A 14,230-nucleotide genomic window follows, 5' to 3' on the forward strand; every position below is an offset into this window, starting at 1 on the left:
TCGATTTTATCTTGCCGATCTCTCGGCCAGCACCCGCAAATGGGCGACAAGGCTCTCGAAATCATTGCCCCCACAAATCTTGCCATCGGCATCCAGCCGCCAGGCCACGCCCTTGTCCGCCAGCGTCTCGACGGACAGGCTGTGATGCGCGCGCGCCTCTTTCCCCACCGGCACGCAGCCGGCGCGCTCGACGGCCCGAGCCGCCCAATGGGAAGACACCCCTGCCCCCGACACCGCCACCCGCGGCCCGCCCTCATCGGCCGTGACGATGAAAGTGCCCACCTGATGGTCGAACGAAATCCCCCGCCCGGCATAAGCGCGGGCGATAGACCCGTTATGAGCGAGGTCTTCAGGGCACCCGGTCTCGAACGTGCCATCCCCATGCACCAGCCAGATCTGGTCGGCGGTGCGCAGCGCCAGTTCGAGGTCGTGCGTCGACATCAGGATCGCCAGCCCGGTTTCATCGACCAATCGCCGGAGCAACGCCGTCAGCTCCACCCGCCGCGTCAGGTCCAGAAAGGCCGTCGGCTCATCGAGCACCAAAATCGAGGGCCGCTGCGCCAGAGCCCTGGCGATCATCACGCGCTGGCGTTCGCCATCCGAGAGTTCGATCACCTGCCGGTCGGCCAGCATCCGTGCCCCCGCCGCGTCGAGCGCCCATTCGACGGTCTCGCGGTCGTCCTGATCCATCGTGGCAAACCAGCCAACATGCGGCGCCCGGCCCAGCGCCACAAGCGCGCGCACCGACATCAGCCCGACATCGACCCGGTCGGTCAAAACCACGCTCAGCCGCTGCGCCCGTTCGCGGGCCGACATGCGGGCAAGGTTCTCTCCGTCGAGCATGACGCGCCCGCCAAGCGGCCGCTGGCTACCCACGAGGCTTCGCAGCAATGTGGATTTCCCCGCCCCGTTCGGCCCGAGCAGAAACGCGAACTGTCCCTGCCGCAAGGTCGCTCGGATATCGGTGAGAACGTTGGCGGGCCGCCCCCGCGCGCCGCGATACCCAACGGTCAGATTATGGGCCTCGATCACCGGCCGCCTCGCCTGATGATCGGCACGAAATTCGGACAGAGCGTTCATGACGGCACCTGCCCCGCTTCGCGGCGTCTTCGCAGCAGCACCCACAGCACCACCGGCGCACCGACAAAGGCGGTGACCGAATTGAGCGGCAGCGAAACAGTAGTCAGCCCATTGCCCCCCGCCACATACTCGGCCAGCAGCACAAGCAGCGCCCCGACCAAAGCCGATCCGGGCAGCACCACGAAATGGTTGGAATCGCGCAAGATACCCCGCACCAGATGCGGTGCCGCCAGCCCAACAAACCCGATCGCCCCGCAATAGGCCGTCACAACCCCGGCCAGCACCGCGACGATGGCGAGCGCGGCGAACTGAATGGGCCGCACCTTGATCCCCATGGTTGCGGCGTAATTTTCGCCCAGCAGCAAAATGTTCATCGGCTTGGCGAGGATCAGCGAGGCGAGAATGACGATAATGCAGGCTGGAGCCACGACCTGCAGGTCATGCCAGCTCACGTCGCGCACCGTACCGCGCGTGAACGAGGCAAGCCCCTGCAACCGCTCGGGATCGGCGTAATAGACCAGCACGTCGACCAAGGCGCCCGAAAGGAACCCGAACATCACCCCCACGATCAGCACGGTGGTCGGGTTTCCCACCCGGCGCGCGAAGGCCAGTGCAAGCACCAGCACCAGCCCCGCCCCCGCGACCGACGCCCCCGTCACCCCGAGCTGGCGCACGATGGTCAGTCCCGACAGCCAGCCGGTGGTCGACGTCCCCAAAATAACGATGGCCGCTCCCAGCACCGCGCCCGAACTCACGCCCAGAACGAAGGGATCGGCCAGCGGATTGCGGAACAGCGTCTGCATCAGCGCTCCGCCCACACCCAGCGCCGCGCCGGCAAATATCGCGGTAATGGCCTTGGGCAGCCGCGCATCCATCACGATGACGCGGTGAATGTCCCGGCTTCCTTCGCCGCCGAGCAAAATCTGCGTCACCTCGCTGATCGGGATAAACACCGTCCCGCGCGCAAGCAGGATCAGAAAGCCCAGCACGACCAGCGCGATGAACACTGAAAAGCTGATCACCACGCGGCTGGGCCGGACACGCGCCGGCATTGGCGCCGTCAAAGTCGACATCTGGTGCCCTCCCTATGCGATCGCTGGTTTGGCCGAGGCCGAAAAAAACAGATGCTCGGGCAGCGTCGTCTCCTCGACGATCACCGAGCGCACGAACCCCTCCACCGCTTCGCTATCGGGCAGCCGATACCATTCGCCACGCGGATAGACGGCGACCATCGGCCCCTTGTTGCAGGGAAACATGCAACCGGTGCGCGTCGTGAGGCATTTGCCCGATGCACCCTGTCGGCTGATTTCCGATTTCAACGCCACCACCAGCGATGCCGCATCGCGGTAGTGGCAGCGCGGCCCGGTGCAAACCAGGATATGGTGAGAAAAATCGGGCGGCGTTTCCCAGCCCGGCTTGCCCAGACTGGTCTTGGCCGTCGTCGCGGGTTGGGCCGTCTCGATATTGTCGAGCGCCGCAATCGCCATGCGCTCGAGCACATCGCTGGTTTCGAGCACTTCCCGCCCGATCGCAACGTCCAGATCGGCCCTGTCGGTTTTCTCCAGCCAGTGCCCCACCGCGCCCGGCAGCCAGGCGCGCATGGATTCGGCGAACGGCAGCCCGATCGGCTGGATCAGGATGCGCCGATGCCCTTGCGCGACAAGGCTATCGAGCGCGTCGGGCAGGCTCTCGGAGGCTCCCTCCAGCCGCACCAGCACCGAGGGCACGGCAATCGCCGCCTCCAGCCGCGCCGCCATGGCCTTGAAGCGCCCGGCACTCAGATTGGCCTGCGAGATGGCAAAGAGAACGGCGTCCGGTTGCAGCCCGTCGGCTCCCGGAACGGGACGGACAGGCGTAACGGGCCACTGCGGCGAGCGGATGGTCATCAAACAATACTCCCGCCGAGACACCTCGCTCGGCTCAAAGGTCGTGTTGTTGCGGCAGGTCTACTGGCTCCCGGCTCAAATGCCCGCCGCCGCCTTCCCAGCCCCATGGGGCCAGTGGCAGTTTGGCGACAGGCTCGCCGGTTACAGTTGCGAGGGCAGCCACGGATTTGGCCCCGATTGGGTCGTCCGTACCGTGTTCCCTTTTAATCCGATCCGCGTTCGTCATGCGGATCGAAACCGTAACGCGCACACAATGTCAGCTTGGCTAGCAACGCGCAAGCAGCCATCGAGGGCAGTCGAAATCGATGTGTGCCATGATTGTCTCTCCTCCATGCGAAGGCTGAAACCAAAACGGGGCCCGGGACTTAACGCCCGTTTCGGCCTCGCCGGTCAGCGATCGATAAAGGCAGTGTGCCGCAAGCGCCGGCGCAAAACCTGCACATTCTGTTCCAGTTTTCTGTATAAAACTTGCACAGCCAGTTCCAGTTTTCGCCCGCCCCACGACTCGAAAGAAAAAAGGCACGGACCGAAATCCGTGCCTTTGAAATCGCCCCTTACTGCGGGACCTTGATCGGCTCCAGCGGAGCCACGATCTCGGCCCGGCGATCCTCGAACCAGGGCGGCAGCATCAGGCTCTTGCCCAGCTCCTCGATCGGCTCGTCGGTGGCAAACCCGATATCGCAGGTGGCAAATTCGGTGAGCACGCCCCCGGGCGACCGGCAATAGACCGAGTGGAAGTAGTTGCGGTCCTTCTGCTCGGAGGAGTCGGTGTAGCCAAGGCCTTCCAGCCAATCCTTGAGCTGCTTCTGGGTGTCGTCGTTTTCGACCTGGAACGCGACGTGGTGCACGGTGCCTTCACCGAACGTCCACGATCCCTGGGGCGTATCGGCGTCCTCGCGCAGGATCACCGTCTTGCACGGCCCGCCACCGTTGATTTCATACTGGTGGTAGTTCTCCTCCTGCCCGGTCTTTTCAAAGCCCAGCGCATCGACCAGATAGGCGTGCATCGAGGGGACTTCGCGTACCGACATCACGACGTTGTTGAAGCCCTTGACCGAATTGGCTTCCGAGATTTCGCTGGTCGTCCAGCCCTTGCGGGTGTCGCGATTGTCGCCGACAACTTCGTAGCCCAGCCCCACGGGATCTTCGAAATAGATCCGGTCCTTGCCGAACAGGCGCTTGACGCCCGAATGCTTCACGCCATGGCGTTCGAGGTGCTGCGCCCAGAAATCTAGGCTGTCCTCTCCCACGCTATAGGCGGTCACGGCAACCTGGCCGGTGCCCCTGCGGCCCTTGCGGCCGTCCTGGCGATACGGAAAAGTGGTCATCACGGTGCCGATTTCGGCATCCGCATTGGCGTAATAGAGGTGATAGATCGGAACCTGGCCGTCAAACAGAACGGTCTGCTTGATCATCCGCTGGCCCACGACCTGCGTCAGGAAATCGATGTCCTCCTGAGCACCGCCCACGCACGATGTGACGTGGTGGATGCCCTTCACGAGCTTATGTTCGTCGCGCATAGTATACCTTTTCTGTACCGGACCATCGCCGGACGTCTTCGCGATTGTCTCTTCCCAAACCGTCCGCCAGTCACAGGAACGGGCGGCTCTCGAGCGGATCGGTGGGGAAGGCTTGGCGTTCCCCCGTCCATGAGAAAATCTAAGCGCGGACGCTGGCTGGGACCTGCATGATCCGTTGCGAAATTCTGCACGAAACAAGCGAATGCCAGCCCTCTCGCAAGTCGTTGATAATCAACGATTTTTCGAGAGCACTGGCATCATGGAGTCGTGTAGGCTCTATTCCTCGTCGGTATGTTCGAGCCGCTTGCGCGTTGGAAACAGGTGGATATTGGTGGCCGAGGAGAACATGCCCCACAGCCCCTTGGGCGCGAACAGCATCATGACGATGGCGACCAGCCCCAAAAACATCAGATACCAGGGCCCGAACGCCGAAAACCACGAGCGCAGCAGGATGAAGACGATGGCCCCGATGATCGGCCCCTCGATGGTCCCCAGCCCGCCGATGACGACGATGAAGATCACATAGGCCGTCCAGTCCATCAGCGAGAACGCCGCATCGGGCGAGACGCGCGCCTGCTGCAGGAAATACAGCGCCCCGATCAGCCCCGCCCCGAACGCGGCGAACACATAGATCAGAAACTTTGTGCGGTTGATATCGATCCCCACGCTTTCGGCGGCGATCTCGCCATCCTTGATGGCCGAGAGCGCCAGCCCCAGCCGCGAGCGCAGCATGATATAGGCGACGATCACGATCATCACGACAACCGCCAGCGCCCCCCAATAGATGACGATCTCGCGCGCCGCCGCGGAGCGAACCCCGAACAATTCCGCGGCGAAATCGAGCCCGATCATCTCCGAAGTCGCCGCGCGCGGCAGCGCCGTGCCGGTGCCCCCGCCCAGCGCCGGCCAAATTGCGGCGATCAGCCGGAACACTTCGGCCACCACCCAGGTGACCACCGCGAAATAGGCGCCCTGCAATCGGAACACCACCAGCCCCACCGGAATGGACAGCAACGCCACGAACACCGCCGAGATCAGCACCGAAACCAGCGGATCGGCCCCCATCATGATCACGACATAGAACATGCCGTAGGCGCCCACGCCCACAAAGGCCTGCTGCCCCACCGAGATCAGGCCCGCATAGCCGGCCATAAGGTTCCAGCACTGCGCCAGCCCGATCAGCATAAGGATCAGGATCAAATCCTGAAGCAGCGCGCGGTCGACGAAACCGGGTGCGGCGAACAGGGCCAGCACCACAAGGCCCATGACGATCATGCCGATTTTCGACACTTTCGTATCCACGACGACGCGGTAATTGCCCTTGGCCGTACCGAGCGCGTCCTTGGCGTGAACCTCTTTTGTAGTATCTGATTGTGAACTCATGGCGTGCCCGCGCACCCTATTGTTTGGGGAACAGACCGCGCGGCCTGAACAAAATGATCAACAAGAAAACGATGTGCCCGAAGAGGATCTGGTACTGGGGATGGATCGCCGCCCCGATGGCCTGCGACACGCCCAGGATGATCCCTCCTGCCAGGGTGCCCCAAAGGCTACCCAGCCCGCCGATCACCACAGCCTCGAACGCGAACAGCAGCCGCGCCGGCCCCTGTGACGGATCGAAATTGGAACGCGCACCCATAAAGAACGCGGCGATCGCGATCACGATGAAAGCAAGTCCCATGGCGATGGCGAAAACCTTGTGAGGGTTGATGCCCACGATCTGCACATAGGTCCGGTTGTCCGACGTCGCCCGCAGCTTGCGCCCAAGCGCGGTCATATAAAACAGCGCCGAAAGCCCCCCGATCACCGCGACGGCGGCGATAAAGGTGAGCAGCGGCATGACGCCGATGCTGATCCCACCCACAGAGAGCGAGGCCGCCTCGATGCCGCCCAGGCTGAGCCGGCGGCTATTGGCCGAAAACCCTTCCAGCAGCCCGTTCTGGATGATGATCTGCAGCCCGAAGGTCACCAGCAGCGGCACCAGCAGGTTTTCCTCCACTGTGCGGTTGAGGATCACCCGCTGCAACGCCCAGCCCAAGGCAAACAGAAACGGCAGCGCGATCAGCATGGCCCAGAAGGGCGGGATGAAGAATGCCGTCGACAGCGCCAGCATGACATAGGCAGCCAGCACGATGAAATCGCCATGAGCAAGGTTCACCAGCCGCATGACCCCGAAGATCAGCGACAGCCCGGCGGCATAAAGCGCGTAAAGCCCGCCCAACAGCACACCCTGGATGATCGTATTGACAAACGTCATGGCCGCCTAAACCCCAAAATATGCGTTTTGTATCTGCTCGCGCGTGAGCTCGTTCGGCCGCCCTTCGAGGCTCACCCGCCCTTCCATGAAGCAATAGATCCGGTCAGACGCATCGAGCGCCGCCGTCAGATCCTGCTCCACGATCAAAACGGTCGTCCCCCGCCGCTTGATCTCGGCCACCGCCAGATAAACGTCCTTGACGACGGCCGGCGCCAGCCCGAGGCTGATCTCGTCGCACAACAGCACCTTGGGGTTGCTCATCAGCGCGCGGCCGATGGCCACCATCTGCTGCTGGCCGCCCGAAAGCGTTGTGGAGGGCTGGTTTCGCCGCTCCTTTAGAATCGGGAACAGGCCGTAAATAGCCTCGAGCGTCCAGCCCCGGTCTTCGCTCATACCGTGCGAACCGACCATCAAATTCTCTTCAACCGAGAGCGAGGGAAACAGCCTGCGCCCCTCGGGCACCAGCGCCACGCCCTTGCGCACCATGTCGAAGGCCGGCGTGCCGCCCACCGACTTGCCTTCGAGCCGGATCTGGTCGGGCTGGGAGGCGTTAAGCCCGCTCAGCGCGTTCAAGAACGATGATTTCCCCGCCCCGTTCGAGCCGATAATGGCCACCGTCTCACCGGCATTGACCACCACGTCGACGCCGAACAGCGCCTGGAAGTCGCCATAGAACACTTCGAGATTGTGTGTTTCGAGCAGAGCACTCACGATACCGCCTCCTCAATGCCCAGATAGGACCGCCGCACCGCCGGATCGGCCATCACCGCCTGGGGCTCGCCCTCTGCGATCAGCTTGCCGCGCTCGAGCACGATCAGCCGCGAGACGACCGAAAGCAGCGCGTGCACGATGTGCTCGATCCAGATGATCGTTATGCCGCGCTTGTGCAGCGAGCGGATCAGCTCGACCAGCTTGAGGCACTCGCCCTCCGTAAGTCCGCCGGCGATCTCGTCCAGCAGCAGCAGGTCGGGATTGGTGGCCAGCGCCCGCGCCAATTCCAGCCGCTTGCGGTCGAGCAGCGTGAGCTTGCCCGAAACGATATTGGCCTTGTCGGCCAGTTCGGTCATTTCGAGGATGGCGAAAGTCTCTTCAAGCCCCATCTTGGAATCGCCCGAACCGAACTCGGCCGCCACCATCAGGTTTTCAAACACCGTAAGGGTTTCGAACGGCTGGGGTATCTGGAACGACCGCCCGATCCCGCCGCGGCACCGGTCGCGCACGCTGGCGCGGGTGATCTCGTTGCCGTGAAACGAAACAGTCCCCGCGTCGGGGCGCAACACACCGGTGATCAGGTTGAACAGCGAGCTTTTTCCCGCCCCATTGGCCCCGATGATCCCCAGCGCCTCCCCCTGCCGCACGGAGAGGTCAACCCCCTCCGCCGCGACCACGGCTCCAAATCGCTTGGAAACCGATTTCAATTCGAGAAGCATTCGACCCTACCTGCCCGCTTCGCCATAAATTCCCTCCCCTAAAAGCTCGTGCCCGGCGCCCGCCCGAAAAAGGCGTCGTCGAGCAGGCCGCGCAAATCCCCCGCGTCGAGCGGCTGTGGGTTCCAATAGGGATTGTTCATCATGATCTCGACGGCACGGTCGAGATCGCTTTCCTTCATGCCCAATTCGGCCAGCGTCATGGGCGCGTCGAGCCGCTTGGCGAAGGCCCAAAGCCCCGATGCCGCCCTTTCGGACCCGAAGATTTCGGCCACCGGCGCCAGCTCCCGCGCCACGGCGCGTTCGTTGTATGCAGTGGCATGGGGCAGGATGACGGTGTGGGTTGCGGCATGCGGCATATCGAAACTGCCGCCCAAAACGTGGCAAATCTTGTGATGCAGCGCCATGCCCACCGCCCCCAGCACCGTGCCGCAGGCCCATGCGCCATAGAGCGCGTCCGAGCGCGCTTCCTTGTCATCGGGCCGCTCCACGATCACCGGCAGCGCCCGCGCCAAAGCGGCGATGCCTTCCCGCGCCACGATCGAAATGATGGGGTTGCGCTCCTGCGTATAAAGCCCTTCGACCGAATGCGCGATGGCATTAAGCCCGGAGGTCACCGTCATCCTGGACGGCAAGCTCACGGTCAGATCGACATCATAAACAATGACTTCTGGCAGTATCTTCATCGATCGCTGCGTGGTCTTGGCGCCATTTTTCGTCTCGCCCAGAACCGGCGTTGCCTCCGAACCGGCATAGCTCGTAGGAATGACGATCTGGGGCAGATCGGTGCGCAGCGCGATGGCCTTGCCCAGCCCCGTGGTCGAACCGCCGCCGATCGAAACGACGCAATCGGCGGCGATCCTTTCGACCTCTTCGAGCGCCCTTTCGGTCACCTCAACCGGCGTGTGCATGGCCGCGCCCGAAAACAGTCCCGTCGCCCTTCTCCCGAGCGCGGCGACCATCTCCCGCCCAGTCTCTTCCTGCTGCGGCGTGGTCAGCACCAGCGCCCGCGACAGCTCCATTCGCGCAAGCTCATCGCCAACCTGCGCGATGGTCCCTGAACCGAAGACCACGCGCTGGGAAAGCGCTTGATAGACAAATGGATACATAACTTCCTCCAGACGCGGGATATTTGCGCCTTTACTATTCTGGAAGCTAGTTGCTGGCGCCACCCCGCTCCTGCACGTTCTCGCAACGGAACCTGCACAAAACAATCTTTGCGCCTGTACGTCCGGGCGCTAGTTCTGGCACGATTTGCGATAGGCGGCGGGCGTGGTCTGGAAGCGGCGGCGGAACAGGCGCGTCAGGTGCTCCTGATGGGTAAACCCGCACTCGAACGCCACCTCAGCCACCGACATGCGCGTCTCGCGCAGCAGCGACTGCGCCTTGTCGAGCCGCAGATTGACCAGATACTGATAGGGTGGCGTGCCCATTTCGTTGCGGAACTGCCGCGCGAAATGGCTGGGGCTGCGATTGATCACCGCCGCGATGTCGTCCAGCCCGATGGAGCGGTCGAGGTTTTCCCGCATATAGGCGATGGCCTCGTTAACGATCGGCCCGCCCAGCGCCCCCGAGGACATCGAATCCGATGGCGAGGATTGCCGCAGCCGCGCATTGGAATAATTGCGCACCAGCCGCGAGGCGACGGCGCGTGCCAGGCAATCGACATAGAGCGCGTTGGCGTAATCTGCGTCCTCGAGCGCGAACATCACCGCCTGGAGCAGATTGTTCATCTGCAAATCGGAATCAACGAACTCACCCACCACCGAGATATTGGTCGGATCGCCGATCGCCATTTCGGCGGCGACTTCCTCGATCACTGCGCGCCGCACATAGACATGGAGCGTATCGAGCTGCTCGAACAACCGGAAGCCAAAGCTTGTGCCGCCCGGAACAAGATGGATGCCGCCCGCCGGCACCACGCATCTCTGCGCCTTGTCACCCTTCAGCCGGTCGACCGAGACCGGGCCGCTGCGGTGCAGAACCAGCAATTGGTCGTCGACTGCCGAAAAAAACGCCTCGAACGGGAATTCGCTCTGCGAGGATGCATAGATCGAATTCCAATTGTAATTGTCGCTGCTCGCCGCCGTTTTGTTCGGCTTTTGCCCAAGAACACCGTGAGTTTCGCCCACGCCAAAGGGTGCGCTTGCACGCATTTCCGCTCCTCCCACAAATCCTCCTTGCCCGGCCGCGCGCAAGCGCGGGCGAGCCCACTCCACTCTATCTTCCGGCTGTGCCATCGTTTGGGGCGGCTGGATCGAACCTGCCGGTCCCCTCGACCAGCGGCACCTCCTCGTGCCGGTCTGGCAGATTCCCATAGTGGGCGATGACCGTCCTGCACGTTACCATCGCCCTTTGGGGCCTCCAATCCCCTCCCGCGAGCCTGACTGCGGCATAGATTATTATTACAAATCAACCTAATACATTGAAATAACACGTAGATTATCGATTGCCGCATATGATGGAGACTAGACTAAAGTCGCATCACCCCGGCTGCACAAAACGCTCATCTGCGGCGTCTGACCGCACCGCCTCGATCATGCGCCGCACGGCGGCTATTTCGACATCCAGCACCCCATGCTCGCGATCCTCGAAGATTTCGAGCTCGGGCTTGGCCCCGCTCTGGCGCAGCCAGTCGAAGGTTTCCTCCACCCGGTCGCTCGGCACCCATGGATCGTTCTCGGCCGTCGTGATGTAAGCGGGCATCCCCGAAAGCACCGGCCGCAACGGCCAGACCGATCCCGCCTGCCCGATCAACCCGCCCGTCCACAGAATCGCGGCCGCGTAACGTCGGGGGTGGCGGGCCAGAAACTCCGAGGTCAGACATGCACCCTGCGAAAATCCCCCCACAACGATTCGGTCGACCGGAATCCCCTTGGCGATAAGTCCCGCGACAATCGCTTCATAATGGGCAATCGCCGCCGAAAGCGCCGGCTCGTTTTCCGCGATCGGCGCCATGAACAGCCCCGGATACCAGGTGTTTCCAGCGGCCAGCGGAAACAGAAACGTGACGTTATCGAGCCCGAGCCGTTCGGCGTGCACCTTCATGTCCTGAGGCGATTGGGTCCGCCCGTGCACCAGCACGATCGTCAAATCCTCTCCGGTGCCCAGTTTGAGGCTTTCAACGGGGTTGTCATGCATGCCGGCTTCTCCTGATTGGCATTGGCGTGACACATCGCAACTCCCCGATACATGATTGGTTCGTGCAGGTTTGCCGGAGTGATCGTGCAGGCAATCGGCGCAGGGGGGGCTAGTGTGACGGTTAGCGCGCATCCAACACCTGCAAGCCGATGCGGCGCCTGCACAACTTTGCTGCACTTCTGCACGTTCCGCGCAAAGTTCTGTCGCACCGGCGGAAAATAAGGATGAGCCTGGATTCTAGGGAGGATGATTTCGCCATGACCGATCACGCGCCAGAGCGCCCGCACAGCCACCATCACGGCCACGATCATCACCACCACCATGATCATCACGATCATGACCACCACCACGATCATGGTCATGGTCATGATCATGACCACGGGCATGGCCACCACCACGATCACGAATTCTCACCCCTGGTGATCGCCCGCATCGCGGTAGCGGGCCTCTGCGCGGCAGCCGTGCAATTGCGCCTGCCCGACGCCAACCCGCCGCTCCTGATGATCGGGTCGGACATCTTCCTCCCCTTCTCGTGGTACGCGCTGGTGGGCCTGCTGTTCGGCGGCTGGCCGCTGTTCGTGGAAGCCTGGGAATCGATCCGCCGCCGCCAGATGACCATGGAACTCTCCATGGTGATCGCCATCCTGGCCGCGACCTATACGGGCTATTTCTTCGTCGCCCTCGTCATCACCTTCTTCGTTTTGATCGCCGAAGTGCTCGAGGGCATGACGGTCGAGCGCGGCCGCCGCGCCATCCGCAATTTGCTCGAATTGCTGCCGCGCGAGGTGTCCGTGCGCCGGTCGGGCGCGGTCAACACCATCTCGACGTCAGATCTGACCATCGGCGACACGGTCCTTGTCGAACCCGGCGCGCTGGTCGCCATCGACGGCACGGTGACGGGCGGCAATTCCTTCGTCGATGAAACCCGCATCACCGGCGAATCCATGCCGGTTGAAAAAGTCAGCGGAGCGCGCGTCTTTGCCGGCTCGATCAACCAGTCCGGCGCGCTCGAAATCCGCGCCGAACGCATCGGACGCGACACAAGCTATGGCCGCATCATCGCCGCCATCGAAGAGGCCGAGCGCTCGCGCGCGCCCGTTCAGCGCTACGCCGACAAGCTCGCCGCCTATATCGTCTATGTAGCGCTGATCTTCGCGGTGATCGAATATTTCATCTCCGGCGGCAACGTCTCCTCGACCATCGCTGTGATCATCGTCGCTGGCGCCTGCGGCGTCGCGGCGGGCACCCCGCTCGCCATCCTCGGCGCCATCGGCCGCTCGGCCCGGCTGGGCGCCATCATCAAGGGCGGCACGCATCTGGAAACCCTCAGCCAGGTCGATACCATCGTCCTCGACAAAACCGGCACGCTGACTTTCGGCGAGCCCGACGTCGTCGCCATCACCACGGCGCCGGGCGTCAGCGAAGCCGAAATCCTGGCCGTTGCCGCCACAGCCGAAATCCGCTCCGAACACCCTCTGGGCAAGGCCATCATCGCCCGCGCCCGCGAGGCCGGAACGGCCATCGTCGAGCCCGAAAGCTTCAGCTACACCCCCGGCATGGGCATTTCCGCCACCGCGCAGAACGGCTCCATCGTCGTCGGCAATGCCGGCTGGATGGAGCGTAATGGCATTTCCCTCGCCGGCATTGCCCCTCGCGACGAAGCCACCACCTGGGTGCATGTGGCTCAGGCCGGCAAACTGCTCGGCGCCATCGGCATCGCCGATCGCGAGCGGCCCGAAGCCCGCCGCGCCATCGCCGCCTTCAACAAGATGGGCATCCGCACCATCCTTTTGACCGGCGACAGCGCGCCCGTCGCCAAAGCCATGGGCGAAAAGCTCGGCATCAACGACGTCCGGCCCGAACTGCTGCCGGAAAACAAACTCGATCACATCCGCGAACTGGTCGGCGGCAAGAACAAGGTCGCCATGGTCGGCGACGGCATCAACGACACGCTGGCGCTGGCCGCCGCCGATGTGGGCGTCGCCATGGGCTCGGGCACCGAAGTGGCCCGCGAGCGCGCCGATATCGTGCTCCTGGGCAATGATCTCGAACGCTTCGCCGAAACCGTCAAGATCGCCCGGCGGGCGCGCGGCATCATCCTGTTCAACTTCGCCGGCACCATCATCATCGACATTCTGGGCATCATGGCGGTCATGCTGGGCTTCGTCGGACCCGTGGCGGCGGTGATGATCCATGTGGGATCGGAACTGGCCTTCATCCTCAACTCGGCCCGCCTGCTCTCGTTCAGCAAGAAGGACAATTCCTTCGATTTCGACCTGGCCCACCTGCCCGCCAGCGGCCCCAACCTCGTCATGGGCACCCACCGCCACGAGCACTCGGCCGAACCCGCCAACGCCGCGTAAGGCCTCCGCCTGGACCCTCGGGCTCGACCCGAGGGTCCATCAGCGCAGGAAAGCCACCGGCCTTAACGCCTAACCGCAAGCCGCCTACTCCCCCGCCGGCGCCTCCAGCCCCTCGGCCCGCCCGAACGCCCTGCCTGCCGCATCGATCGAGCCCTGCCACAACCCGGCTGGCCGGTTGCCCCGCATCGGGTGAACCAGCACCGTGATCGTGTCCCCCGGCGCGATATAGTCGGGCCGGATACCCTGCGGGAAAAGCTGCGGCACGCCTTCCATTTCGATGGCCCAATCCTGCGCACTCCCGTCCTCGCCGACGATGATGAGCTGCAGCCAGGAATGGGGAATGGTGTAGTCGAAGCTCTTGACCTCCCCCACCAGAACCATCTCCTGGTCCATCAGATACATCGCATAGGAAGGGTGGCCGAATACGCTCGTCGGCACGGCGAGCGCCAGCGCCGTGGAAAGGGCAAAACCGATTGCGCGCGCTCTAAATCTCATGGGCATAAAGCCATCCAGGCGCAGATCGGGGCCGAGCTGTTCCGGCCCTGATCCAAAGCGG

14 protein-coding genes and 1 riboswitch are annotated in these 14,230 nt (G+C 63.2%); of the genes, 1 reads left to right on the forward strand and 13 read right to left on the reverse strand.

Going from position 1 to position 14,230, the window contains the following annotated elements:
• Nucleotides 1-6 precede the first annotated feature (6 nt).
• The 12 genes from V4T21_RS07755 to V4T21_RS07810 all read right to left on the reverse strand — a co-directional run bounded on the left by V4T21_RS07755 (nucleotide 7) and on the right by V4T21_RS07810 (nucleotide 11,715).
• Nucleotides 7-1,080: an ABC transporter ATP-binding protein gene (locus V4T21_RS07755; protein WP_332715148.1), complete on the reverse strand. Its 1,074-nt coding sequence runs from the start codon at nucleotides 1,078-1,080 to the stop codon at nucleotides 7-9.
• The gene (locus tag V4T21_RS07760) at nucleotides 1,077-2,153 is read right to left on the reverse strand and encodes a FecCD family ABC transporter permease (protein WP_332715150.1); all 1,077 of its coding nucleotides are present in this window, start codon (nucleotides 2,151-2,153) and stop codon (nucleotides 1,077-1,079) included. Before V4T21_RS07760 ends, V4T21_RS07755 begins: the two co-directional genes overlap by 4 nt.
• A 12-nt stretch (nucleotides 2,154-2,165) precedes the next feature.
• Complete coding sequence (locus V4T21_RS07765; RefSeq protein WP_332715152.1) at nucleotides 2,166-2,966, reverse strand: (2Fe-2S) ferredoxin domain-containing protein; 801 nt, start codon at nucleotides 2,964-2,966, stop codon at nucleotides 2,166-2,168.
• 36 nt (nucleotides 2,967-3,002) lie between these two features.
• Nucleotides 3,003-3,223, reverse strand: a riboswitch (cobalamin riboswitch).
• A gap of 297 nt (nucleotides 3,224-3,520) precedes the next feature.
• Nucleotides 3,521-4,486 carry a ring-cleaving dioxygenase gene (locus V4T21_RS07770; RefSeq protein WP_332715154.1) on the reverse strand — a complete coding sequence of 322 codons (966 nt, stop codon included), beginning with the start codon at nucleotides 4,484-4,486 and terminating at the stop codon, nucleotides 3,521-3,523.
• A 276-nt stretch (nucleotides 4,487-4,762) separates the two neighbouring features.
• Nucleotides 4,763-5,761 (reverse strand): branched-chain amino acid ABC transporter permease, encoded by a 999-nt coding sequence (locus V4T21_RS07775; protein WP_332715818.1) that lies wholly within the window; start codon nucleotides 5,759-5,761, stop codon nucleotides 4,763-4,765.
• A gap of 124 nt (nucleotides 5,762-5,885) precedes the next feature.
• The gene (locus V4T21_RS07780) at nucleotides 5,886-6,743 is read right to left on the reverse strand and encodes a branched-chain amino acid ABC transporter permease (RefSeq protein WP_332715157.1); all 858 of its coding nucleotides are present in this window, start codon (nucleotides 6,741-6,743) and stop codon (nucleotides 5,886-5,888) included.
• A 6-nt stretch (nucleotides 6,744-6,749) separates the two neighbouring features.
• Nucleotides 6,750-7,454, reverse strand: a complete 705-nt coding sequence (locus V4T21_RS07785) for an ABC transporter ATP-binding protein (RefSeq protein ID WP_332715159.1) — start codon at nucleotides 7,452-7,454, stop codon at nucleotides 6,750-6,752.
• Nucleotides 7,451-8,173: an ABC transporter ATP-binding protein gene (locus V4T21_RS07790; RefSeq protein ID WP_332715161.1), complete on the reverse strand. Its 723-nt coding sequence runs from the start codon at nucleotides 8,171-8,173 to the stop codon at nucleotides 7,451-7,453. Before V4T21_RS07790 ends, V4T21_RS07785 begins: the two co-directional genes overlap by 4 nt.
• 38 nt (nucleotides 8,174-8,211) lie before the next feature.
• Complete coding sequence (locus tag V4T21_RS07795) at nucleotides 8,212-9,279, reverse strand: maleylacetate reductase (protein WP_332715163.1); 1,068 nt, start codon at nucleotides 9,277-9,279, stop codon at nucleotides 8,212-8,214.
• 129 nt (nucleotides 9,280-9,408) lie between these two features.
• Complete coding sequence (locus V4T21_RS07800) at nucleotides 9,409-10,326, reverse strand: helix-turn-helix domain-containing protein (RefSeq protein WP_332715165.1); 918 nt, start codon at nucleotides 10,324-10,326, stop codon at nucleotides 9,409-9,411.
• Between the two features lie 328 nt (nucleotides 10,327-10,654).
• A complete protein-coding gene (locus V4T21_RS07805; protein WP_332715167.1) occupies nucleotides 10,655-11,311 on the reverse strand; it encodes an alpha/beta hydrolase in 657 nt (218 codons plus the stop codon).
• A complete protein-coding gene (locus V4T21_RS07810; protein WP_332715169.1) occupies nucleotides 11,260-11,715 on the reverse strand; it encodes a hypothetical protein in 456 nt (151 codons plus the stop codon). Before V4T21_RS07810 ends, V4T21_RS07805 begins: the two co-directional genes overlap by 52 nt.
• Before the next feature lie 15 nt (nucleotides 11,716-11,730).
• Here V4T21_RS07810 and V4T21_RS07815 point away from each other — a divergent pair, with 15 nt between their 5' ends.
• Nucleotides 11,731-13,674 carry a heavy metal translocating P-type ATPase gene (locus V4T21_RS07815; protein WP_332715171.1) on the forward strand — a complete coding sequence of 648 codons (1,944 nt, stop codon included), beginning with the start codon at nucleotides 11,731-11,733 and terminating at the stop codon, nucleotides 13,672-13,674.
• 84 nt (nucleotides 13,675-13,758) lie between these two features.
• On the opposite strand, the gene V4T21_RS07820 is transcribed toward V4T21_RS07815, so the two are convergent.
• On the reverse strand, nucleotides 13,759-14,169 hold the full coding sequence (locus tag V4T21_RS07820; protein ID WP_332715173.1) for a DUF6152 family protein: 411 nt from the start codon (nucleotides 14,167-14,169) through the stop codon (nucleotides 13,759-13,761).
• Nucleotides 14,170-14,230: the final 61 nt, after the last annotated feature.

This window comes from Pelagibacterium mangrovi (assembly GCF_036662815.1).
Taxonomy (GTDB): Bacteria; Pseudomonadota; Alphaproteobacteria; order Rhizobiales; family Devosiaceae; genus Pelagibacterium; species Pelagibacterium mangrovi.